The sequence below is a fragment of the Nocardia sp. NPDC023733 genome (assembly GCF_040639775.1).
GTDB classification, from domain to species: Bacteria; Actinomycetota; Actinomycetes; order Mycobacteriales; family Mycobacteriaceae; genus Nocardia; species Nocardia rosealba.
Map to the genome: position 1 here is coordinate 173,633 of NZ_JBFAAN010000008.1, position 22,298 is coordinate 195,930.

General features: G+C 68.3%; 27 protein-coding genes. 17 read left to right on the forward strand and 10 right to left on the reverse strand.

Annotation, left to right across the window (positions count from 1 at the left end):
* Positions 1-2: 2 nt before the first annotated feature.
* Together AB0F86_RS25685 and AB0F86_RS25690 are read left to right on the forward strand one after the other, a co-directional pair.
* The gene (locus tag AB0F86_RS25685; RefSeq protein ID WP_356986100.1) at positions 3-1,958 is read left to right on the forward strand and encodes a GMC family oxidoreductase N-terminal domain-containing protein; all 1,956 of its coding nucleotides are present in this window, start codon (positions 3-5) and stop codon (positions 1,956-1,958) included.
* 38 nt (positions 1,959-1,996) lie between these two features.
* On the forward strand, positions 1,997-3,508 hold the full coding sequence (locus tag AB0F86_RS25690; protein ID WP_356986099.1) for a leucyl aminopeptidase: 1,512 nt from the start codon (positions 1,997-1,999) through the stop codon (positions 3,506-3,508).
* Here AB0F86_RS25690 and AB0F86_RS25695 read toward each other — a convergent pair whose 3' ends face one another.
* Positions 3,509-3,859 (reverse strand): oxidoreductase, encoded by a 351-nt coding sequence (locus AB0F86_RS25695; protein ID WP_225282203.1) that lies wholly within the window; start codon positions 3,857-3,859, stop codon positions 3,509-3,511. It abuts the gene before it with no gap.
* A gap of 257 nt (positions 3,860-4,116) precedes the next feature.
* Here AB0F86_RS25695 and sucB point away from each other — a divergent pair, with 257 nt between their 5' ends.
* The 5 genes from sucB (at position 4,117) to AB0F86_RS25720 (ending at position 8,901) form a co-directional block, all read left to right on the forward strand.
* Positions 4,117-5,841, forward strand: a complete 1,725-nt coding sequence (sucB, locus tag AB0F86_RS25700; protein ID WP_356986098.1) for a 2-oxoglutarate dehydrogenase, E2 component, dihydrolipoamide succinyltransferase — start codon at positions 4,117-4,119, stop codon at positions 5,839-5,841.
* A 13-nt stretch (positions 5,842-5,854) separates the two neighbouring features.
* Entirely contained in the window at positions 5,855-6,751 is an 897-nt protein-coding gene (locus AB0F86_RS25705; protein WP_356986097.1) for a TIGR01777 family oxidoreductase, read from the forward strand.
* Positions 6,752-6,759: 8 nt separating this feature from the next.
* Positions 6,760-7,266 carry an N-acetyltransferase family protein gene (locus AB0F86_RS25710; RefSeq protein WP_356986096.1) on the forward strand — a complete coding sequence of 169 codons (507 nt, stop codon included), beginning with the start codon at positions 6,760-6,762 and terminating at the stop codon, positions 7,264-7,266.
* An 89-nt stretch (positions 7,267-7,355) separates the two neighbouring features.
* Positions 7,356-8,699 (forward strand): TIGR01777 family oxidoreductase, encoded by a 1,344-nt coding sequence (locus AB0F86_RS25715; protein ID WP_356986095.1) that lies wholly within the window; start codon positions 7,356-7,358, stop codon positions 8,697-8,699.
* A 43-nt stretch (positions 8,700-8,742) separates the two neighbouring features.
* Entirely contained in the window at positions 8,743-8,901 is a 159-nt protein-coding gene (locus AB0F86_RS25720; protein WP_356986094.1) for a hypothetical protein, read from the forward strand.
* 15 nt (positions 8,902-8,916) lie between these two features.
* On the opposite strand, the gene AB0F86_RS25725 is transcribed toward AB0F86_RS25720, so the two are convergent.
* Positions 8,917-9,810 (reverse strand): MerR family transcriptional regulator, encoded by an 894-nt coding sequence (locus AB0F86_RS25725; protein WP_356986093.1) that lies wholly within the window; start codon positions 9,808-9,810, stop codon positions 8,917-8,919.
* A 256-nt stretch (positions 9,811-10,066) separates the two neighbouring features.
* Between AB0F86_RS25725 and AB0F86_RS25730 the strand changes: the two genes are divergently transcribed.
* From AB0F86_RS25730 to AB0F86_RS25750, 5 genes are all read left to right on the forward strand, one after another.
* Complete coding sequence (locus AB0F86_RS25730) at positions 10,067-10,663, forward strand: lipocalin family protein (protein WP_356986092.1); 597 nt, start codon at positions 10,067-10,069, stop codon at positions 10,661-10,663.
* Positions 10,660-12,030, forward strand: a complete 1,371-nt coding sequence (locus tag AB0F86_RS25735) for a deoxyribodipyrimidine photo-lyase (RefSeq protein WP_356986091.1) — start codon at positions 10,660-10,662, stop codon at positions 12,028-12,030. Before AB0F86_RS25730 ends, AB0F86_RS25735 begins: the two co-directional genes overlap by 4 nt.
* Positions 12,031-12,113: 83 nt before the next feature.
* Entirely contained in the window at positions 12,114-12,863 is a 750-nt protein-coding gene (gene lipB, locus AB0F86_RS25740; protein WP_356986090.1) for a lipoyl(octanoyl) transferase LipB, read from the forward strand.
* On the forward strand, positions 12,860-13,882 hold the full coding sequence (lipA, locus tag AB0F86_RS25745) for a lipoyl synthase (RefSeq protein ID WP_181699387.1): 1,023 nt from the start codon (positions 12,860-12,862) through the stop codon (positions 13,880-13,882). The genes lipB and lipA overlap by 4 nt, the downstream gene beginning before the upstream one ends.
* Before the next feature lie 37 nt (positions 13,883-13,919).
* Positions 13,920-14,231, forward strand: a complete 312-nt coding sequence (locus AB0F86_RS25750) for a pyrimidine/purine nucleoside phosphorylase (RefSeq protein ID WP_067496065.1) — start codon at positions 13,920-13,922, stop codon at positions 14,229-14,231.
* A 35-nt stretch (positions 14,232-14,266) separates the two neighbouring features.
* Here the strand turns inward: AB0F86_RS25750 and AB0F86_RS25755 are convergent, their stop codons facing one another.
* The 3 genes from AB0F86_RS25755 to AB0F86_RS25765 form a co-directional block, all read right to left on the reverse strand.
* A complete protein-coding gene (locus AB0F86_RS25755) occupies positions 14,267-14,995 on the reverse strand; it encodes an SDR family oxidoreductase (protein WP_356986089.1) in 729 nt (242 codons plus the stop codon).
* 63 nt (positions 14,996-15,058) lie between these two features.
* On the reverse strand, positions 15,059-15,592 hold the full coding sequence (locus AB0F86_RS25760; RefSeq protein ID WP_225282191.1) for a hypothetical protein: 534 nt from the start codon (positions 15,590-15,592) through the stop codon (positions 15,059-15,061).
* A 104-nt stretch (positions 15,593-15,696) separates the two neighbouring features.
* Positions 15,697-16,233 (reverse strand): hypothetical protein, encoded by a 537-nt coding sequence (locus AB0F86_RS25765; RefSeq protein ID WP_181699378.1) that lies wholly within the window; start codon positions 16,231-16,233, stop codon positions 15,697-15,699.
* Between the two features lie 520 nt (positions 16,234-16,753).
* On the opposite strand from AB0F86_RS25765, the gene AB0F86_RS25770 reads away from it, so the two are divergent.
* From AB0F86_RS25770 to AB0F86_RS25780, 3 genes are all read left to right on the forward strand, one after another.
* Positions 16,754-16,969 (forward strand): hypothetical protein, encoded by a 216-nt coding sequence (locus AB0F86_RS25770; protein ID WP_181699376.1) that lies wholly within the window; start codon positions 16,754-16,756, stop codon positions 16,967-16,969.
* Positions 16,966-18,474: a hypothetical protein gene (locus AB0F86_RS25775; RefSeq protein ID WP_356986088.1), complete on the forward strand. Its 1,509-nt coding sequence runs from the start codon at positions 16,966-16,968 to the stop codon at positions 18,472-18,474. The genes AB0F86_RS25770 and AB0F86_RS25775 overlap by 4 nt, the downstream gene beginning before the upstream one ends.
* 286 nt (positions 18,475-18,760) lie before the next feature.
* Entirely contained in the window at positions 18,761-18,916 is a 156-nt protein-coding gene (locus AB0F86_RS25780) for a hypothetical protein (protein WP_356986087.1), read from the forward strand.
* Between the two features lie 122 nt (positions 18,917-19,038).
* Here AB0F86_RS25780 and AB0F86_RS25785 read toward each other — a convergent pair whose 3' ends face one another.
* From AB0F86_RS25785 to AB0F86_RS25795, 3 genes are all read right to left on the reverse strand, one after another.
* Positions 19,039-19,356, reverse strand: a complete 318-nt coding sequence (locus AB0F86_RS25785) for a hypothetical protein (RefSeq protein WP_356986086.1) — start codon at positions 19,354-19,356, stop codon at positions 19,039-19,041.
* Positions 19,357-19,366: 10 nt separating this feature from the next.
* Complete coding sequence (locus AB0F86_RS25790; protein WP_356986085.1) at positions 19,367-19,507, reverse strand: hypothetical protein; 141 nt, start codon at positions 19,505-19,507, stop codon at positions 19,367-19,369.
* 215 nt (positions 19,508-19,722) lie between these two features.
* Positions 19,723-19,914: a DUF6011 domain-containing protein gene (locus AB0F86_RS25795; protein ID WP_357171735.1), complete on the reverse strand. Its 192-nt coding sequence runs from the start codon at positions 19,912-19,914 to the stop codon at positions 19,723-19,725.
* 155 nt (positions 19,915-20,069) lie between these two features.
* Between AB0F86_RS25795 and AB0F86_RS25800 the strand changes: the two genes are divergently transcribed.
* Entirely contained in the window at positions 20,070-20,267 is a 198-nt protein-coding gene (locus AB0F86_RS25800; protein WP_356986083.1) for a hypothetical protein, read from the forward strand.
* 146 nt (positions 20,268-20,413) lie between these two features.
* Here AB0F86_RS25800 and AB0F86_RS25805 read toward each other — a convergent pair whose 3' ends face one another.
* Together AB0F86_RS25805 and AB0F86_RS25810 are read right to left on the reverse strand one after the other, a co-directional pair.
* A complete protein-coding gene (locus AB0F86_RS25805; RefSeq protein ID WP_356986082.1) occupies positions 20,414-20,731 on the reverse strand; it encodes a hypothetical protein in 318 nt (105 codons plus the stop codon).
* 13 nt (positions 20,732-20,744) lie between these two features.
* A complete protein-coding gene (locus AB0F86_RS25810) occupies positions 20,745-21,335 on the reverse strand; it encodes a hypothetical protein (RefSeq protein ID WP_356986081.1) in 591 nt (196 codons plus the stop codon).
* Positions 21,336-21,586: 251 nt separating this feature from the next.
* Here AB0F86_RS25810 and AB0F86_RS25815 point away from each other — a divergent pair, with 251 nt between their 5' ends.
* Entirely contained in the window at positions 21,587-22,252 is a 666-nt protein-coding gene (locus AB0F86_RS25815) for a hypothetical protein (protein ID WP_356986080.1), read from the forward strand.
* The last annotated feature ends 46 nt before the right edge of the window (positions 22,253-22,298 follow it).

The window sequence follows — 22,298 nt, forward strand, 5'->3', positions numbered from 1 at the left end:
TCATGGAACCGACGGCCGCACAGCGCGCGACGCTCGCCGCGATCTGCAACACGTTCATACCGGGCGACGAGACCGGATTACCCAGCGCCGCCGAGCTCGGCGCGGTGGAAACCATTCTCGCGATCCTCGGCCGTAACCCGCGCGAGGCCGACCGCAAGCAGTTCACCACCCTGCTCGACCTGTGGAACACCCGCGCGTTCGGCGCGCTCACCGGTACCGGTTTCCGGCGGTTCTCCACCCTGTCGCAGGCGCAGCGCGAGGCGGCCCTGCTGCGGCTCGCGGATTCCCGGCTCGCCCCGGTCCGCGCGATCTTCCAGGCCCTGAAACAGGCCTCCCTGCTGGCGTACAACGTCACCCCCGGCCCGACCGGCACGAATCCGCTGTGGGAGCGGATCGGCTACCCGGCACCGACCGGCCCCGCACCCGACGCCGCGGCACCGGAGCTGAAGCCGGAGCGGTTCACCCGGCCGACCACGCTCGACTGCGATGTGGTCGTCGTCGGATCCGGCGCCGGTGGTGGCACCGCGGCCGCCGTGCTCGCGCGGGCGGGGCTCGACGTGGTCGTGCTCGAGCGCGGAAACTACTACGACGACAAGGACTTCGGTGACGGCGAACTCGCCGCGCTGACCACCCTCTACGCGGCCGGCCCCGCGACGACGGCGGAAGGCCAGCTCACGCTGGTCGCGGGCAGCTGTCTCGGCGGCGGAACCGTCGTCAACTGGAGTACCTCGCTGCCGGTTCCCGACCGTGTGCGCGCGGAATGGGCCGACTTCGGGGTCCCCCAGTTCGCCGGTGACGAGTTCGGCACAGCGCTCGATGTGGTGAGTGAGCGGATCGGCGTCACCCGCGCGAAATCGCCGATCTCGGCCCGCGACGGCATTCTCGAACGCGGCGCGCGAGCGCTCGGCTGGGACGTCGACACCCTGCCGCGCAATGTCGGCGACGCCTGCGACGCGGCGATCGAATGCGGTCGCTGCGGCTACGGCTGCCGACTCGGCGCCAAACAGTCGGCGACCAAGACCTGGTTGAGCGACGCCGCCGAGCACGGCGCCCGGCTGGTCGTCGACGCCGACGTCCGCACCGTCACGGTGAAAGCCGGTCGGGCGGAATCGGTATCGGCCCGCACCTCCGACGGGGTCGAGATCACGGTGCGCGCACGCGCGGTCGTCGTCGCCGCGGGGGCCGTGCAGACGCCCGCGCTGCTGCGCCGGTCGGGTCTGCGCAACCCGAATATCGGCCGCCACCTGCGCCTGCATCCCGCCGCCGCCGTATTCGGGGTGTTCGAGGACGAGATCCGGCCCTGGGAGGGCGCGCTGCAGGCGCGGATCAGCAGGCACCACGCGGACCTCGACGGCAACGGCTTCGGCGTCATCTACGAGACCGGCCCGGTGCACCCGGGGCTGGCCACCGGGTTCATGAACTGGCGCGGCGCACGGCAGCATCGCGACGCCATGCTCGAATTCGCCCGCACCAGCTCCATCGGTGTCATCACGCGCGACCGCGACCCGGGCACCGTCGGCGTCGATCGCAGCGGCGAGCCGGTGGTGAAATACCGGCTCTCCGACTACGACGCCGCCCACCTGCACACCGGCATCGTCGGCGCGGCGACCATGCTCGAAGCCGCGGGCGCGCAACGCATCTACTCCGGCCACCAAGCGGGCATCTCCTTCACACCAGGCAAGAGTGGGTCGCTCGCGGAATTCGAGGCCGCCTGCGAACGAGCAGGATACGGTCCGGGGCGCTGCTCGATGGGCGCGCTGCACATCATGGGCTCGGCACGGATGGGCGGCACGGCCGAGCAATCCGCGACGGATCCGGACGGCGCCACCTGGGACGTCGGCAACATCGTCGTCGCCGACGGCTCCTGCTTCCCCACCGCGCCCGGTGTGAACCCGATGGTGACCATCGAGGCGATCGGGTACATGAACGCGACCCGGCTCGCGGCGAAGCTCACCTAGCCGTGCGCCCCCGAGCGCCGACCACATAATCTGGGTCGATGACCGCTGTTGCAGATCGTTCACTCGGACCGGAACTGGCACGTATCGAATCCCTCACCGCGGATACCGATGTGCTGGTGATCGGCTTGACCTCCTCGGAGAACGGACCGGCCATCGCCCCGGCCGACCTGTTCGGCGACGTGCTCACCCCCGAGGTCCGCGCGGAGCTGCTCGACGCACTCGGCGCGGTCGGTGCCAAGGGCAAGCCCGAGGAACTCACCCGGGTGCCCGCACCGGCGGCGCTGGACAACGTCACCAGCGTGCTCGCCGTGGGTCTCGGCGCGGCCGAGAAGGTCGACGCCGAGCAGGTCCGCCGCAGCGCGGGCGTCGCGGCGCGGGCGCTGTCGGGCACCGAACTCGTCGCCACCACCCTGTCCGGCATCGATCTCGGCGCCGCCGCCGAGGGCTTCTACCTGGGCGCCTACACCTTCTCCGCGTTCAAGTCGGCCAAGAGCGCGCCCAAGCCCGACGAACAGCCGGTGGTCCGCGTCGAACTGCTGGTTCCGGAACCGGAATTCGGGGTGCTGGAGCTGCTGCGCGCCCAGCTGGTCGCCGAAGCCGTCGCCACCGCACGCGATTTCGTGAACACCCCGCCGAGCGCGCTGTACCCCGCCGAGTTCGCCGACCGGGCCCGCGTGCTCGCCGAAGCCGCCGGGCTCGAGGTGGAGGTGCTCGACGAGAACGCGTTGGCGGCAGCCGGTTACGGCGGCATCATCGGCGTCGGTCAGGGTTCCTCACGCCCGCCGCGGCTGGTGCGCATCACCTATGCGGGCGGGCCGAAGAAGGTCGCGCTGGTCGGCAAGGGCATCACCTTCGACACCGGCGGTATCTCGATCAAGCCCGCCGCGAACATGGAGAACATGACCTCCGACATGGCCGGTGCGGCGGCGGTCATCGCGACCGTCCTGCTCGCCGCGCGCCTCGGTCTCCCCGTCACCGTCACCGCGACCGTGCCGATGGCCGAGAACATGCCCTCGGCCACCGCGCAGCGCCCCGGCGACGTGCTCACCCAATACGGCGGCACAACGGTCGAAGTCATCAACACCGATGCCGAGGGCAGGCTCATCCTCGCCGATGCCATCGTGCGCGCCGTCGAGGACGAACCCGACTACCTCATCGATGTCGCCACCCTCACCGGCGCGCAGATGGTCGCGCTCGGCACCCGCACCCCGGGCGTGATGGGCACCGACGAGTTCCGCGATCGCGTCGCCGAGGTCTCGCGCGCGGTGGGCGAGAACGGCTGGGCCATGCCGCTGCCGAGCGAACTGCGCGCGGACCTGAACTCCAAGGTCGCCGACCTGGCCAATGTCACGCCGCACCGCTGGGGCGGCATGCTCGCGGCGGCGCTGTTCCTCAAGGAATTCGTCCCCGAGGGTGTGCAGTGGGCCCACTTGGACGTGGCCGGTCCGGCCTACAACACCGGCGGACCGTTCGGCTATATCGGTAAGGGCGGCACCGGTGTCCCGGTGCGCACGCTCATCGCGGTGATCGAACAGATCGGCGCGGAGTAGTCACTCCTCCAGCTCGGCTTCACGGGCCCGCCGCTGCTCGATGCGGCGGCGGGCGTCGAAGTCGCGCATCCGCTGGGGATAGCCCGTCTTGGTCACGTCGTACACGGGAACCCGCAAGGTGTCGGCCAGGCGGCGCGCGCCGTGCTCGCCGACGATCCGGCGCGTCCATTCGCCGTCCGCCGCCACCAGGACCGCTGTGACATCGGTCACAGTGGTCTTGGGTTCGACGAATGCCTCGACTCCGTGGCGCGCCCGCGCCCACTGCGCGAGCGCGCGCACCTCCGAGGCGTTCTCGCGCGCGACTGACCTGCTCCGGCCCCGCACCCCGCGGAAACGATCCAGCAAACCCACCGGCTCAGCCCTTCTGCTTTCCGACGGAATTCTGCTCACCGCCGTACATTCCATGGTGCCAGCTCCGCACGGATTGCCGCCCAGCGCCACAGACGCGACGGGCGAGTGCAAGGATGGTTGCCGGAACAAGAACCAACGATTCCCGGGAGTCCCGCCACACGGTCGGGGTGGACACACGCCGCGACCCGCGGCGCAATGCCCGCCGGGGTCGAAGCACTGTTGTATTACCCGTCGAACAGTCAGAGGAGTCAGAGGACATGGCCTTCTCCGTCCAGATGCCGGCTCTTGGTGAGAGCGTCACCGAGGGAACGGTGACCAGGTGGCTGAAGCAGGAAGGAGACACGGTCGAGGTCGACGAACCGCTGCTCGAAGTCTCCACCGACAAAGTCGACACCGAGATCCCGTCGCCCACCGCCGGTGTGCTGTCGAAGATCGTCGCCCAGGAAGACGATGTCGTCGAGGTCGGCGGTGAGCTCGGCGTGATCAGCGATGCCGGCGAAGCCCCCGCTTCCGCCCCCGCGCCCGCCGAGGAATCCGCGCCCGCCCCGGAACCCGAGCCCGAGCCCGAGCCCGAGCCCGCCGCGCAGGCACCGGCCCCCGAGCCCGCCGCCGCGCCCGCTCAGGCCGACGCGTCGTCCGGCACCCCCGTGAAGATGCCCGAGCTGGGCGAGTCCGTCACCGAGGGCACCGTCACCCGCTGGCTCAAGGCCGTCGGTGACGAGGTCGCCGTCGACGAGCCGCTGCTCGAGGTCTCCACCGACAAGGTCGACACCGAGATCCCCTCGCCGGTCGCGGGCACGCTGCTCGAGATCTCCGCGCAGGAGGACGACGTCGTCGCCGTCGGCGGTCAGCTCGGTGTGATCGGCAGCGGCAAGCCCGCCGCCGCCTCCGCGCCGGAGCCGAAGCCCAAGCCCGAAGCCGCGCCGGCTCCGGAGCCCGAGCCGAAGCAGGAAGCGGCACCGGCTCCGAAGCCCGAGCCCAAGCCGGAGCCCGCCCCCGCACCGAAGCCCGCGCCCGCGCAGGCCGCGTCGGCAGGTAACGGCAGCACCCCGTACGTGACTCCGCTGGTGCGCAAGCTGGCCGAGGAGAACGGCGTCGACCTGTCGAGCCTCACCGGTTCCGGTGTGGGCGGACGCATCCGCAAGCAGGACGTGCTCGCCGCCGCCGAAGCCAAGAAGGCACCGGAGCCCGCGCCCGCCGCCGCCCCGGCCCCCGCCGCGGCCCCGGCCAAGCAGACGGCGGCTCCGAAGCTGGCCGGTCTCGTGGGTTCCACCCAGAAGGCGAGCCGCATCCGGCAGATCACCGCGACCAAGACGCGCGAATCGCTGCAGACCACCGCGCAGCTGACCCAGGTCCACGAGGCCGACGTCACCAAGATCGCGCATCTGCGTCAGCTCGCGAAGGCCTCGTTCAAAAACCGTGAGGGCGTCAACCTGACGTACCTGCCGTTCTTCGCCAAGGCCGTCGTCGAGGCCCTCGGTGTGCACCCGAACGTGAACGCCTCCTACAACGAGGACACCAAGGAGATCACCTACCACGCGTCGGTGCACCTGGGTATCGCGGTCGACACCGAGCAGGGTCTGCTCTCGCCGGTCATCCACAACGCCAGCGACCTGTCGCTGGCCGGGCTGGCCCGCGCGATCGCCGACATCGCCAACCGCGCCCGCAACGGTGGTCTCAAGCCCGACGAGCTGTCGGGTGGCACCTTCACCATCACCAACATCGGCTCCGAGGGTGCGCTGTTCGACACCCCGATCCTGGTTCCGCCGCAGGCGGGCATGCTCGGTACCGGTGCGATCGTGAAGCGTCCGGTGGTCGTCACCGACGAGACCGGTGGCGAGTCCATCGGTGTGCGTTCGATGGTGTATCTGCCGCTCACCTACGATCACCGGCTCATCGACGGCGCCGACGCGGGCCGCTTCCTCACCACCATCAAGCACCGGTTGGAAGAGGCGGCGTTCGAGGCCGATCTCGGGCTGTAGCAGGTTCATTTCGATGAAGGTGGTCATCGCCGGTTCGTCCGGGCTGATCGGGACGGCGCTCGTCGCGGCTCTGCGCCGCGACGAGCACGAGGTGTCCCGGCTGGTGCGCCGCGCTCCCGCGGCACCGGACGAATTCGCGTGGGATCCCGCGCGCGCCCAGCTCGACGAGCGGGCGTTGCGCGGGGCCGACGCGGTGGTGAATCTGTGCGGCGCGAGTATCGGTGCGCGCCGCTGGAACGGCAGCTACAAGCAATTGCTGCGCGACAGCCGGATCACCCCCACCGATGTCCTCGCCACGGCGGTCGCCGCCGCGGGCGTGCCGACGCTGGTCAACGCCAGCGGTGCGCAGTACTACGGCGGCACCACCGGCGACTCGATCGTCGACGAAACCGCTTCCAGCGGAACAGGTTTCCTCGCGACCCTGTGTCGCGACTGGGAAGCGGCCACCGCGCCCGCCACCGACGCCGGAGTGCGTACGGTGCTGGTGCGCAGTGCGGTGGTGCTCGCCCGCAACGGCGGGATGCTGAGCATGTTGCACCCGCTGTACTGGCTCGGGCTCGGTGGCAGGTTGGGCAGCGGGCGCCAGTACACGCCGTGGATCTCCCTGGACGACGAGGTGGGCGCGATCGTCTTCGCCCTCGACCATCCCGACCTGTCCGGGCCGATCAACGCCGTCGGCCCGGCTCCGGTCACCAATGCCGAGTTCACCCGCGCGCTCGGTCGCGCCCTGCATCGCCCCGCCCCGCTCATCGTGCCCGCGTTCGCCTTACGCGCGGCAGTCGGTGAGCTCGCGGACGAGGCCCTGCTCACCGGCCCACGGGCCATTCCCGCCGCACTGGAAAAGGCGGGCTATACCTTCCAGCATCCGACCATCGGCGCCGCGCTCGCCGCGACCGTCGGCCGATCATGAAGGCGCCCATGCTGATTCGCGACGCCGACAAAGCCGACCTGCCGACCGTGCTGGAGATCCACAACGCCAACATCGCCGAGTCGACCGCGATCTGGGACACCGATCAGGTCGATCTCGACGACCGGCTCACCTGGTTCGCCGACCGCACCGCGGCGGGCATGCCGGTGCTGGTCGCCGAGATCGACGGTGAGGTCGCCGGTTACGCGTCCTACGGGCAGTGGCGACCCAAAACCGGCTACCGCTATTCCGTCGAGAACTCCGTCTATGTCGGTGAGCGTTTCCAGCGTCGCGGTGTGGCCACCGCCCTGCTCACCGAATTGATCGCTCGCGCAACGGATTCCAGGCGCGTGCACGCGATGATCGCCGCTATCGAGTCCGGCAACTCCGCATCGATCGTCCTCCACGAACGGTTCGGGTTCCGGATCGTCGGCGAATTGCCCGAGGTGGGCCACAAATTCGGGCGTTGGATGGATCTCACGCTCATGCAGCGGTTGTTTCCGCTCGAACCACGCTGACATCGCCGACGGGGCTCAGGGCAGCCTCCGCCGCGCAAAACGATGCGTGAATGGTTCATCCCCCTCCCGGGTAGGGCTACAGTCGAGGTATGGGCATCGACTGTTCGAGCGTTGTCACAGCACCCCGCGCCGAGGTGTTCCGCTGGTTCGAGCGGCCCGGCGCCTTCACCCGATTGGCGCCGCCGTGGCAGCCGGTGCGGCTTCTCGCGGAATCCACTGATCTGGCCCGTGGCGCCGCGGTTCTCGGTCTTCCCGGCGGGCTGCGCTGGATCGCACGGCACGATCCAGCGGCCTACGATCCGCCTGCGTCGTTCGCCGACGAGGTCGCCGTCGACGGTCTGGCCTCGGCGCCGCTCGGCCGTCTGCTGCCGTGGCGGCACACCCACGAGTTCGCCGAGGTCGACCCCGAGCACACCGCGGTGATCGACCGCGTCGACACCCCGATCCCCACCCGCTTGCTCCAGCCGATGTTCGACTATCGCTATCGTCAGCTCGCCGGTGATCTCGCGGCTCACCAACGTGCCGCCGCAACAGGTTTCGCCGCCCGGACGATCGCGGTCACCGGAGCGTCCGGGTTGGTCGGCACCGCCTTGTGCGCGTTCCTGTCCACGGGTGGGCACCGGGTGATCCGCCTGGTCCGCCGCCCGACCAACGACCCCGCCGAACGCCACTGGAATCCCGACGATCCCGCACCGGACCTGCTGAATGGCGTCGACGCGGTGGTCCACTTGGCAGGCGCCGGAATCGCCGGCCGCTTCACCGACGAACACCGCCACGCGATCGCCGACAGCCGCATCGGCCCCACCCGCGCCCTCGCCGAAACCGCCGCACGCTGCGGCGTCCCCACCTTCGTCTCCGCCTCCGCCATCGGCTACTACGGCTACGACCGCGGCGACGAGGTCCTCACCGAGAACTCCACCCGCGGAGACGGTTTCCTCGCCGACGTGGTCGCGGCCTGGGAGGCGGCAACCGAACCCGCCGCACACGCAGGCGTCCGCGTGGTCCGAATCCGCACCGGCATCGTCCAATCCCCCGCAGGCGGCACCCTGCGCCTGCTACGCCCCCTCTTCACGGCCGGCCTCGGCGGCCGCATCGGCCCCGGCACCCAGTGGCAATCCTGGATCGGCATCGATGACCTCCTCGACATCTACCACCGCGCACTCTGGGACACCGCACTCGTCGGACCGGTCAACGCCGTCGCCCCCAACCCCGTCCGCAATACCGACTACACCCAAGCCCTCGCCCACGTACTGCATCGCCCCGCCCTCCTACCCGTCCCCTCCTTCGGCCCCGCCCTACTCCTCGGCCGCCAGGGCGCCCGCGAACTCGCCGAAGCCGGCCAACGAGTCGCCCCCACCCGCCTGACCGCCGCCACCCACCCCTTCCGCACCCCCGACCTCGAACAAACCCTGCGCCACCTGCTCGGCCGCTGACCCAGACCAGCCGTGCGACCGTGCGGCCGCAGCGGGGCTGCCGTTGAGCGATTACGCGCGTCGGGAGTTGATCGAACTGGCGCGACGCAGCACGGTCAATGACGCGATGCTCGCGTTCCGTGAAGCCATGGAACGGGACTCGGGCCTGGTCATCGACATGGAGGCAGCGGCCGCCGCCGTCCGTTATGCGCGCGGTCTGTAGGTAGCCGACCGGGCGTCACTGTCGTTGATTCGCAGTGGCTTCGGTGTCGGCGAGTCGAGAGGAGTCGACACGGAGCAGGGCGACCGCTTCGGCCAGCCCGTCGACGGGCTGCACCTCGGCGGGCAGCAGCACGTCCTGCCAGCCCGGTCCGCCGACGAACACGCGTGCCCCTGCGGCCAGGGCGGCCACAACTGCCGAGCTCAACGCGGTGGATTCCCGTTGCGACCAGAGCAGAACAGAGGTCGGTCCGCTCGTGCGGGCCAGTGCGTCGGCGAGGGCGACGGTCGGCACGTCCGCCCCGAGCATCCGCGCGCCTACCCCCTGTTCCGCCAGTGCTGCACGCAGCACTTCGAGAGGGAGCGAATGGGTTTCGCCACCCGTGCAGGCCAGCAGGATGGTGTGGTCGATGCGGGCGTGCGGGGCCTGGGTGCGCTGCATGACCGACGTGATGCACCACGACAGCAGGTGTTCGACATCGATACAGCCCTCGCCGTCGCTCTGGCGCGAGACGACATCGGCGAAGGCGGGTCTGCACAGCCCATCCCAGGTTTCCACGATGCCGACCGCGCGCACGTTCGCCTCGAGCAGAGCGATCACCCGGCCCGAGTCGAGCGCGAAGGCGGCCTCGAGTAGCGGCAATCGGTCGCCGGGCAGCACAGCGATGCCGCGCACAGTGGCGGCGGCACCGGCCGGGCTCGCGCCGTCGCGAATCAGGGCGAGCATGCGTTCGAGGGCGGCGATGTCGGCTTCGGTGTAGAGGCGGTGCTTGCCCGGGCGATCCTGTGCGGGACCGATGTCGTAGCGCCGATTCCAGCTGCGCAGGGTGGCAGTCGGAATGCCGAGCCGGTCCGCCACGGCGCGCACCGTGTAACCGGCCGCATCGGAGACAGGGGCTGAACCGGCGGACATCGCTCCATTCTTGCCGATAACCCGATCATCCCGCCTTACCGACGTGGCTCGACGCCGTCCTGCGAAGCCGTCGCTCACTGAACGCGCGCCCTCTTTCGCTGCCAGCAAACCTCTCGCACGCACCCAGAAAAGCGGCATCGACGGGCGTCGATACGGCCGAAGTCGTCCGACTGTTGACGCAACCCGCCTCCGCTCGATGAATCATTTATGCATCGTCTTGGTACGCTGTCGGTACCGACGATTTCGAGGAGTCCTTGTGCGTATCGCCCTAACGTCCGCGTTCCGCCGTTCGGCGGCGACCGCCTTCGTCGCCCTTGCGGTCACCGCCTTGTCCTCGGCCACGGCGGCCGCGGCGCCCCCGACTCCCGTTCCGTCCCTCGACCTCGACCGGTACCTCGGCGTCTGGCACCAGCTGGCCGCCGTACCCCAGCCGTTCAACCTCGCGTGCGCGCGTGACACGACCGCCACCTACTCGCTGGACGAGCAAGGCGATGTCGCTGTGCACAACCGCTGCCACACCTGGTCGGGCGGCATCGACGAGATCCGTGGCACCGCCACCGTCACCGACCCCGCCACGAACGCCCAGCTGAACGTCTCCTTCCCCGGCGTACCCGGCCAGGACGGGCAAACCAACTACATCGTCACCGCGCTCGGCCCGGAGTACTCGTGGGCGCTGGTCACCTCGCCGAGCCGCCTGTCCGGTTTCGTCCTGTCCCGCACACCGACCCTCGACGCCGCCGCATGGGACGACATCCACACCGCGATCGAGGCGGCAGGCCAGAACACCTGCCTGTACCTGACCAGCCCGACCACCGGCGGGCGCGACGACATCGCCCCGCTGTGCATCCGATGACCGTCTCGATCGCCCTATTCACGCGCGACCTGCGCCTGGCCGACAACCCTGTTCTCGAAGCGGCTCGCCGGTCCGCCGACACCGTCGTGCCGCTGTTCGTCGTCGACGACGAGATCGTGCCCGACCGCTGCCCACCCAACCGGGCGGCCTTCCTCGCGAGCGCCTTGGCAGAACTCGACGCGGGCTTGCGCGACATCGGCGGACGTCTCGTCGTGCGTCGTGGTCACGTCGCCACCGAGGTCGCGCGGGTGGTCGCGGAAACCGGGGCGGAGTCGGTACACGTCGCCCAAGACGTCAGCGCCTTCGCCGCCCGACGTGAGAACGCCCTGCGCGCAGCACTGTCGACCGGTACTCACCTACCGCGAGCCACGCGCGTGGTGACGACTGCGAGACGTCCGGACTGCACCGTTCACCCACACTCGGCCGTGATCACCGCCGTCGACCCATCGGCCTTGGCACCCGCCACCGGCCGCGACTACTACGCCGTGTTCACCCCATACTTCCGCCGGTGGGTAGACACCCATCGACGCCGCCCACTGGACAGCCCTCAAGCGCTCGCCGTACCCGACATCCCCAGTGCAGCAATACCTTCCGTCGCCGAGCTGTCCCCCGGAACGCCTTCCCGAAACTGCCCGACCGGCGGCGAGGTCACCGGCCGCGCCCTCCTGAACAAGTGGCTCGCCGGCCCGATCGACGACTACGCCGACCGCAACGACGACCTGGCCGCCGACGCCACCTCGCACCTGTCGCCATACCTGCACTTCGGCTGCCTGTCCCCGGTAGAGGTCGTGCACCGCACAGACCTGTCCACCGAGGGCGGTCATGCCTTCGCCCGACAGCTCGCCTGGCGCGACTTCCACCATCAGCTGCTCGCCGCCCGCCCCGACACCGCCGCCGACAGCCTTCGCCCCGGCCCGTTCCCCGTGCGCCGAGACCCCCAGGCGGTCACCGCTTGGAAGGAGGGCCGCACCGGTTACCCGATCATCGATGCGGCGATGCGTCAGCTCGTCACCGACGGCTGGATGCCCGGGCGCGCCCGCCTCATCACCGCGTCGTTCTTCACCAAGACCCTGCGCCTGGACTGGCGGATCGGCGCCGCCCATTTCCTGCACTGGCTCGTCGACGCCGATCTGGCCAACAACCAGCTCAACTGGCAGTGGGCCGCGGGCACCGGTACCGACACCCGCCCCAACCGCGTCCTCAACCCCCTCCGCCAGGCCGACCGTCACGACCCCGACGGCACCTACGTCCGACGCCATCTCCCCGAACTCGCCCACCTGCCGGGCGGCGCCATCCACCGCCCGTGGCGCGCGGACCTGCCCGGTTCCACCTATCCCGCACCGCTACTCGACGTCGCGGGCATGTGACCCCGCGTCCTCTCGGCAACCGTGCGACACGGCGGTCCGACCATCCGTTGGCGTCGTCGGCCGCCGGGCGTAACGTCAGGATCGTGAACGACACGCGCCCCTCCGCGTCCGCCCGATTCGATACGACCCCGATCGTGGTCGAGGATCTCGGACTCATCGACTACCACGCCGCCTGGGAGCTGCAACGGCAGATCGCCGACGAACGCGCCGCAGGCGAGGGCTCCGACCGGCTGCTACTGCTCGAACACCCGTCGGTCTACACCGCGGGCCGCCGCACCGAGGCCGACGATCTGCCCATCGACGGCAGCCCGGTGGTGCAGGTCGACCGGGGCGGCAAGATCACCTGGCACGGCCCCGGGCAGCTCGTCGGCTACCCGATCATCCGGCTGGCCGAACCGGTCGATGTGGTGCAGTACGTGCGTCGTCTCGAAGAGGCTCTGATCGAGGTGATCTCGAGTCTCGGCATCACCTGCGGACGGGTCGAAGGCCGGTCCGGGGTGTGGCTGCCCGCCACCGAGTACTTCGCCGAACGCAAGATCGCCGCGATCGGGGTGCGCGTGCAGCGCGGTGTCGCCCTGCACGGCATCTCGCTGAACTGCAACTCCGCCCTCGACGGTTTCCAGGCCATCGTGCCCTGCGGCATCAAGGACGCCGGTGTCACCACCCTCACCCGTGAGCTGGGTCGCGAGGTCACCGTCGCCGAACTCAAGCCGCTGGTCGCCACCGCGATTGTTGCCGCGCTCGACGGAGAAATTCCCGTCCGCCCGCATGACATCGATCGCACCACCGCCCCCGCCCCCGAGCGGGCCCCGAGCGTAGAGTCGGTGCAGTGAGCTCCGTAGACGCCTCTGCCCCCGCCGGACGCAAGCTGCTGCGCATCGAGGCGCGCAACGCGGAAACGCCGATCGAACGCAAACCCAAGTGGATTCGCACCCGCGCCACCATGGGCCCTGAGTACAGCGAGCTCAAGGGCCTGGTGAAACGCGAAGGCCTGCACACCGTCTGCGAGGAAGCGGGCTGCCCCAACATCTTCGAATGCTGGGAAGACCGTGAGGCCACCTTCCTCATCGGTGGCGAACAGTGCACCCGCCGCTGCGACTTCTGCCAGATCGACACCGGCAAGCCCGCCGCCCTCGACCGCGACGAGCCCCGCCGCGTCGCCGAAAGCGTGCAGGCCATGGGTCTGCGCTACTCCACCATCACCGGTGTGGCCCGCGACGACCTCGACGACGGCGGCGCCTGGCTCTACGCCGAAACCGTGCGCGCCATCAAGGCCCTCAATCCCGGCACCGGCGTCGAGCTGCTCATCCCCGATTTCAACGCCGACCCCGACCAGCTCGCCGAGGTGTTCTCCACCCGCCCCGAGGTACTGGCCCACAACCTGGAAACGGTCCCGCGCATCTTCAAGCGCATCCGCCCCGCCTTCCGCTACGAGCGTTCCCTCGCGGTCATCACCGCCGCCCGTGAGGCAGGCCTGGTCACAAAGTCCAACCTCATCCTCGGCATGGGCGAAACCCCCGAAGAGGTCACCGAGGCCATGCGCGACCTGCACGAAGCCGGCTGCGACATCCTCACCATCACCCAGTACCTGCGCCCGTCGCCGCGCCACCACCCCGTGGACCGCTGGGTGAAGCCCGAGGAATTCGTCGAACACTCCAAGGTCGCCGAACAACTCGGCTTCGCAGGCGTCATGGCAGGCCCCCTCGTCCGCTCCTCCTACCGAGCAGGCCGCCTCTACGCCCAGGCCATGACCCACCACGGCCGCGAAATCCCCGAAGCCATGACTCACCTGGCCCAGGAAGGCACCGCCTCCCAGGAAGCCAGCTCGGTCCTGGCCCGCTACGGCAGCTGACCTAGACTAAGGGTCCCCTCATCCCCCGGAAGGACCCATGTCGAAGTTCGAGAACGTCTCCGTCAGCAAGAAGGCCAATGTGTACTTCGACGGCAAATGTGTCAGCTACAGCCTCGAGCTGCCCGACGGCACCTCGAAGTCGGTGGGTGTCATCCAGCCGTCCAGCCTGACCTTCACCACCAGCGCACCGGAGATCATGGAACTGGTCGCGGGCGAGGCGAAGGTGACCCTGGCCGGCGACTCCACCCCGATCACCTACCGCGCGGGCGAGTCGTTCAAGGTCCCCGGCGACAGCTCGTTCGACATCGAGGTCGTCGACACCATGCACTACATCTGCCACTACGGCTGACCGGCACGGGTGCCGTCCCGCGACGGCACCCGGTGTCAGAAACTCTTGTGCGGCACGCCGACGGTGAGGCCACCGTCGACCACGAACTCCGCGCCCGTCGAATACGAGGACTCGTCGGAGGCCAGGTAGGCGACCAGCGCCGACACCTCGTCGGGCTGGGCCGCGCGAGCCAGCGGAATCTGCAGGAAGTCGGCCGGAATTCCCTCGGTCATCGGGGTGCTGATGAGACCCGGATGGACTGAGTTGACGCGGATCCCCTGCGGCGCGAGTTCCAGGGCCGCCGACTTGGTGAGTCCACGGACCGCGAACTTCGTCGCCGTATACCCGTGCAGCCCAGGGCTTCCCCGCATCCCCTCGACCGAGGAAATATTGACGATCGACCCGCCGTCGGTCATCGCGGGAACCGCCGCCTGCATGCCGAGGAACGTGCCGGTGAGGTTGATGTCGATGATGCGCTGCCATTCCTCGAGCGCGAAGTCGACGAGCAGGTTGCCGTTGACGATCCCGGCGTTGTTCACCAGCACATGCAGCCCGCCGAACTCTTCGACCGCCGTGCGCACCACCGCCTGCCACTGCTCCGGCTCGCGGACATCGAGGTGCTGATACCGCACCCCGAGTTCGCTTGCGAGAGCGGCACCTTCGTCGTCGAGCACGTCGCCGATCACCACCGACGCGCCCTCGTCGACGAACCGGCGCGCGTGCGCGGCGCCCATGCCCCGCGCACCGCCGCTGATCACCGCGACCTTGCCTGTCAACCGTCCCATGCCACGAATCCTTCTGCCGAACCCCTGCCGTTTACACCGTACGAGCGCAGGGGAGATTCGGGGCTATTTCACGAGGAACTCGTCCTTGTACAGCCGGTTCGGCCGGGGCGCGGTCGCTTCGCTGAGCTCGACCTGGTAGTCGCTCTCACGCACCGTCTTCGGCCGATAGCTGCCACCGAAGGTCACCATCACCGACCCGCCGACCCCGTTCACACCTCGCTCGGAGGTCGCTTCACGACCCGCGTTGAACACCGTCGCCACATCGCGCCCGTCGTTGCCGACCGCGATGGTCCCGTCGTGAAAGAACTGCACGAACGTCCCGTTGTCTGCCGCCACCGTCGCGGCGACCGTGTGTCCGAGCTCGGGTGTCAGGGCGAATTCGGCATCACAGGTCTGGCGCCGGTCCACCGGTCCCGGCACGTCGAGTGTGCGCCCGATGCCGAGCAGAACCGTCTCGCCCAGCGCGTTGTGCCGTTCGCGGCCCATTTCGGACCAGAGATGAGTGGTCGACCAGACCTTCACACGCCCGTCGTCGAAAAGCGACACCCGGTCGTCGGTGCCGTTGCTGAACAAGAATTTCGCGCTGTTGGGGGCCATCTATCGATCATGGTCGATTCAGCACGCCCCTGTCGCCCGGTTCGGCCGATACGGCACGATTCCACGGCGATGGAAATCCGCGAAACCGCTGGTAGCAACCGATTTCAGCAGGAAATATTCGTGGCGCCCGAAGATTCGAACGAGATGTGCACGTGGTCGTAGTGATTCTGGGTGGGGCTGCCACGGTCTTCCATGAACGACCAGCCGCCGCCGTCGTTGTAGCGCTGCTTCCAGATCACGTAGGTGACACCGAAGCGCTCCTTGTTGGCCAGCACGAATTCGGCGATCGCGTCGCCGACGCCGCCGCTGGTCATCACGTCGAGCGCGAGCCCGGCACCGTGGTCACCGTCGTAACGGCCGTGCGCCCCGCCGATATCGCTGATACCGAACATCTTCTGCAGCAGGTGGCTCACCTGCGCCACATGCGGCTGCACGCCTTTCCACTCGGTGTCACACGGGGTGGTGGCATGAATCAGCGACAGCGTCGCCGATTCGTCATGGGCGGACACCGGTGCCGGCTCGGGTTCCACGAACGCGGCTGCGGCGGCGATCGGATCGGGGTCGACTGTCGAGGTGGTCTGCGGTTCGACCGCGGCAGCCTCCTGGACCGCAGGTCCCGGCCGGATCGTCATCCACAGCATGGCCGGGACTGTCGCAGCGACACTCCACACGGCAAGCTGAGCGCGCCCACGCGGCGGCGCCGGTTTGCGATGTTGACCACGCACGATGTCGATCACCAGCTACTCGTAGAGGACAAGGTCACCGCTACATTACGAAATGGTCGCGGAAATGTCACGCCGCACGCATGACGTGCGGTCGGAAAAGCATCCCGCATGCCGGACGATCGCGCAACCATCACGCTGCGATCTCGATCAGAGGACTTGTCGGCACATCACCGTTGCACCGGTTTCGTGCCGCGAGAGGCCGCTGCGACTCCCCTGCCCAGTCATGCGGACAGCCATATCCGTCCAGCTCGATCCGCATTCTCCATGACCGGCGCAATCGGTCTCAGAGGCAAGCAGACGCACATCCTTCACCGGAGATCAGCCGAATTTCACACTGCGCGAATCATTTTCGAATCTTTCACAAATGCCGATCTGTTCCCACCCCCAGTATCGTCACCCGCACCGACATCCGTACCGCATCGAATGGAGACGGCCTGTGCCGGACGCCCTGCACCAGCTCACCACCACGCTCGGCACCCCACCCCCATCCGAGTTCGCCACCCTCACGCCCGACGAGCTCGCCACCCTGAACACCTATGTCCAGGCCGCCCTCGACCAGCGCAAAGCCGCCCTCGACGACGCTCTCGACTCCGGCATGCGTCTCATCCCCCGCCTGGCCCGCCCCGCCGTGAAGAAGGTGCTCGGACTATGACCGCGTCCCACCACACCGCCGCCGAGATCGCCCGCCTGTCCGCAGCGCTCGACCGCCCCGCCGCCGACCTCGAATTCCTCGCCGCGCTGCCCCCGTCCGCCCTGCGCGCCTTCCGCGAACAGATCAGCGACGTGATCTCGGCCAGCGAAGGCCGTCGCATGCGCAAGACCGCCGCCGCGGCGAAGTTGGTGCCACCGATCGTCGCCGCCAAGATCACCGAGGCCGCGTTCGGCCCGGTACTGGCCGCCGCGATCGCCGGTTCCGTCGAGCCCGCCCGCGCCGTCGCCATCGCGAGCGCCCTGTCGCCCGCCTTCCTCGCCGACGTGGCCGTCACCCTGGACCCCCGCCGCGCCGCCGAGGTGATCGCCGAGATTCCCGACCGCATGGCCGCCGATGTCGCGCGCGAATTGCTCGGTCGCCGTGACTATCTCACCATGGGCCGCCTGGCCGCCTCCGTCCCCGACGACGTCCTGCGAGTAGCTCTCCCGCACGCCGCCGACATCGACCTCCTCCACGTCGGCTACCACCTCGACGACCCCGCCGCCGCCGACCGTCTCCTCTCGCTCATCACCGACCGCCTCCCCGCCCTCATCCACGCCACCAACGCCGAGGGCCACTGGCCCGAAGCCATCACCCTGCTCGACACCCTCGGTCCCACCCAGCGCTCCCACCTGGCCGACGAAGTCGCCGCCCAGGACGTCGAAATCCTCGACGGTCTCCTCAACGCCGTCACGACCCTCGACGCGTGGGACACCCTGCTACCTGTCGCCGCTGGGATGAAAGCCTCCGGCCTGCAACGACTGGCCACCCGGCCACTGATGCAGGACCCAACTGTCCTCACGAAGATCGCGGACCTAGCGCTCACCCACAACCTCTGGCTCGACCTCCTCCCCCTCGCCGAACACCTCGCCCCTACGCAACTCCAGCCAGTCGCCGCCCGGATCTCCACCGAACCCGACGACGTCCTCACCACCCTCATCGAACAGGCCCGCGAACACTGGGAAACCCTCTTCCCGGTAGCTCTGGCCCTCGATCCCGAGGCCCGCCAACGCTTCGCGTCTCTCCCTGTCGTGCACCAACCCGACACCCTCACCACCGCCGTCGCGACGGCCGCCACCCACAACCTGTGGCCCGAAGCCCTTCCGCTGCTCGACATCCTCCCCGAATCCACCCACGACACTCTCGCCGAGGCGATCAGCACCCTTTCCGACGACAGCTTCGTCGCCGCGATGGCCGCCGCCCCGGCCGCCGACTGCACCACAACCTTGGTGAAGATCGCGCTGCGCCAAGACGTCGCGTCCCGCTCTCGGTCCCTCACCATCCTCGATGAGTTCGGCGATATCGAAGCCCTCGTGGCCACGTTCACTCCGACGGACTCGTCGGTGTGGAAAGGCTTGTGTGAGAGACGAACCGAGCTTCCGGTTCGGTTGCGGCAGCTGCTCGCAGTGCAGGCGAAAGAATGCGGGCAGAACGAGTTCGCCGACCTGCTGTCGGGGGGGCAATAGACGCGCCGAATACGCTGAACGAGGCCGAACTGCCACCAGTGCGCCGGTCAGGAGGGGTTTCGTGGGGGACACGGAAACAGCAGTGAGCACGGGGCCGTCCCCGTCGTTGCCGACTCTTACGCGCGACCTAGGACGCTCGGCACGGTACAAAGCGCTGGCGTACTGGCCATCGCCGTCGCGGCATGGTTCGCCGGCCGCTCGACAGGCCGACTTGTGGAGCACTCATCACCGATGGGAACTCGGCGCCACCGCAACCGTCGCACTGGTACTCGGCTGCCTTGGCGTGATGTCCTGGAACGAGCACCTACCGAGCAACTACACCACCCTGCAAACCGCGATGCCGTATCTCGAGCAACTCACCACCTCGGTCGGCGCGCTCGCACTGGTCGCGATCGGCTCAATCCTGGTGCTTGTCCTCTCTACGAACAGGATTCACCAATAGCGTTGGAGGACAAGCCAACCAGTAACCGTCCATCAATGCAGACCGAACCGGGGCTTCGCCGACGCTCGTCAGTGGCTACGCCGTATCCGTTCGTTTTCGGCGCGGGGTGGACAGCCGAGCCGCTACACCGAGAACAGCAGGAACAACAAGACCGCGCCGACACCGACCATGACCGTCAGGGTGAGCATCTGCCGATGCAGCGGTGCGCGGATGCTGCGGGAGCGGGCGAGCTCGTTGTCGCGGACCTGCAGATCCGTGCGGTAAGCCTGTAGCTCGCCGAGGGTGATCGGTTTGGGCGCCGGCCGCCGCCGGTTCGGACACGTCGGGGTGTAATGCCAGGCGTAGACGCAGGCACTGTTCCCGCACACGTACCGCAGCACGATGGGCCCCCTTCTCCGCTGGTCGTGCGAGACGAGCGTAGGCGCCGTCGACGAGGTCACGCGAAACTGCTCAGGCACCTGGGTGTTTGGCGACCGTGACGGCGCCTTCACCCACATCGAGCAGCAGCTTGCCGAGGGTCTCCTCGTCGACCGGATCCCCGGCGATGAGCACCGTGCCGTGCGCCTCGGTGTCCTCGGCGTGCAGAAGCATCCCTGGTTCGACCCGGCTCAGCAGAGCGCGCGGGACATAGACGGCCGACCCGTCGATGGTCGCGATGCCCTACACGATCAGCTGGTCACTGTTGGTGTCGTACAAGGCGGGACATCCGCTGTCTTCCGACCCGCAGCCGAGCAGACGCAGCATGGGCATGGACCCTCCTCCAACGAGCTCGTGTGGTCATTCCGCCTGTGATCGTTGCAGCCCGCTCAGGCCGCGAAGTCGAACAGCGTCAACTCGTTCGCCACAGCAGCAGCGCGCTGCTCGGCACGCTCGCGTATCGCGCAGGTGGGCCCGATTCCCTCGGCGATCGACTTCGCCGATAGCAGCCACCCGTGGCAACGTCGGCAGTGCGCCACGAGTCGAACTTCTGGACGGTCGCTGGTTCCGGCCATGCCCATCACCTCCAAGCACGATGCCGCCAGCCTGACATGGGGCACTGACAGATCCACCAGTGAGAAGACGTTGGTCTGCGACGGTGGTCAACAGAGCATCTTGTCGGTGGCAACCGCCACACTGTGCACAGGCCTGCGCAACGAGACAGGAGAAACCTGCTGTGACCCTCTACATCGATGGCAGTTGGACCGGGTGGGACGGCGACACGATCGTCCAGCTGACGGACAGCTCAGTGTGGCGCCAGGCCGAGTACCACTATGAATACCACTACGCGTATCGGCCGAAGGTCGAGATATCGCGTGACGGAAAGATGCACGTCGCGGGCATGAGCCGCGCTGTTCGAGTACGACGGCTGTAGCTGCCTGACCGGCCTGGTGGGACCTGGGGCCGCCGTAGCATCGGCTCAGGGGAGCTGTGACCACCATCTGACCTGGCGATATGAGAAAGGCCCCACCCGGGCGGATTCGGGTGGGGCCTTTCTCGTATCGCCATCGGGATGTGTGGTCAGGCGCTGCGCAGCTCGTTCTCACGGAACAGGCCGGGTGTCGACTCGTCGGCGGCGAAGTGCATGTCGACGTGGACGCGGTCGCCGGAGGTGCTGGTGACGGTGCCTTCGACCTTGCGCTTGCCGTAGTCGAACAGCACGCGGTCACCGACCTTGAAGTGGCGGCCGATCGGGGTCTTGGTCGACTTGAACGCCGTCGACTTGATCGGCTTGAAGGTCGTCGGCTTGGCCGACTTGAAGTCCTTCAGCTTGGTCGGCTTGCTCTTGGTGCCCGCGAGTGCAGATGCCCGCTTCACCTTCTTGGGTGTAGTCGCCATCGGGTCACCTCCTCTACCAGCTCTGACCGATCGTGTTCTGCAAGTATGCCTCGACGACCCTGTCGAGACCAGGAACAGTGGCCTTGAGTGTGGACCGCCACGCCCGGAAGGTCGTCAAATTCAGCGGATCTGGGGGGTTGACGAGCTTCGTTTGGTCGCTGTGCGCGATGGCGTTGCGTGTGTCGTTCAGCTTCTCGATGACGGACTTCCAGTCGTCGGCCTCCGCCGGATACATCGCTTCAAGCTCGTCCTTGAGGATCATCTGGAACGCCTTGAAGTCGTTGCACAGGTTGCTCCAGCTGGCGTTGCCGGTGCTCAACCGTCGGCTTTTGACGTAGGCGCTGCGTGCATTCACCAGCCGCGGGTCACCGGGCGCTGCGAGCCCATCGGTGGAGGCGAGGATCGCGAGATCGTGTAGGTCTCGGCAGTAGCCCTGGAACTCTGCGGCCAAGGCGACGAACAGCTGGTTGGTGAGCTGCTGGGTAGCGTACTGCGGCCCGCGGCCCGCATTCCTCACTGTGCGGTGAGCAGCGACAAGCTCGTCGAGGCGGTTGGCGCGATCTGAGCGCCATGTCTGCAGCGCGGGGGAGGACTTGTAGGCCACTTGGCGAGAGTAGTGCCGCCCTCCGACCGGCGACAGGGACGATGTGGCTGTGCAGCAGCGTGATTCCGGGATTCGTCGCGCGGTTGCGGTACCTCGGGACGTGTCATAGCTCGCGGATATTGTTGCCGCGCAACGCGACTGCACGACAGGGGGCACCAATGCGGAATCGACCACGGATTGAGCGCAAACCGGAGGAGACCCGGCTGTGGGTGACGATGCCGTACGACCCGACCACACCCAACCGAGGCTGGATGCAGAAAGTGCTCGGCGGCCGCAAAGACCTGGTGTGGAACAAGGAGATGAAACGGTGGGAAGTCGCCCGCAAACATCTGAAGACGCTGATCGCCGCGTTGGCCGAACGCTTCGGTGAGGTCGAAGTGCTCCTCGAGTACAACACCACCGAGCAGTGCACCTCCAGCTGCCAGACAGCGACAATCCCGGTGTGGCAGTGCACCTGCAAGTGTCTGGGGGAGTCTCACGGCGGGCATGACAAGAAGCGAGACTGGATTCCGGTTGGCCCACATCGACTGATCTCGAAAACCGAGAAACTGGTGCACTTCGTCGTCTGTCGAGGTGACATGCCGTCGCCGAAGGCACCGGTCCGCACAAGTGCGCTCGTACCTCCCCAGCCATCGCAGTCATCGCTGACGACGCCCCCAACTCGGCAGCCCGCGAGGCCATCCCTGTCGGCGCCGGTGCCGACATCACCGAGTCTGGGGCCAGCCTCGACTCCCTCCCGGTCCACCGCCGTCGACGGGGAGGAACTGCCACGTGGCTGCGCGATCGTGATGTTCATCTTCGCCCTGGCGGTGTTCTCGCTACTGGCGTTGGGCATCAGCCCATGGTTCTGGATCGGCTCGGCCCTGACGTTCCTGGCCGGATTGGCCACGTTTGCCGACGGGCGGGGGTGGTTGTGACGCCCAGCGATATCCCTGAATTACCACGTCGATAGATGTTGGCCGG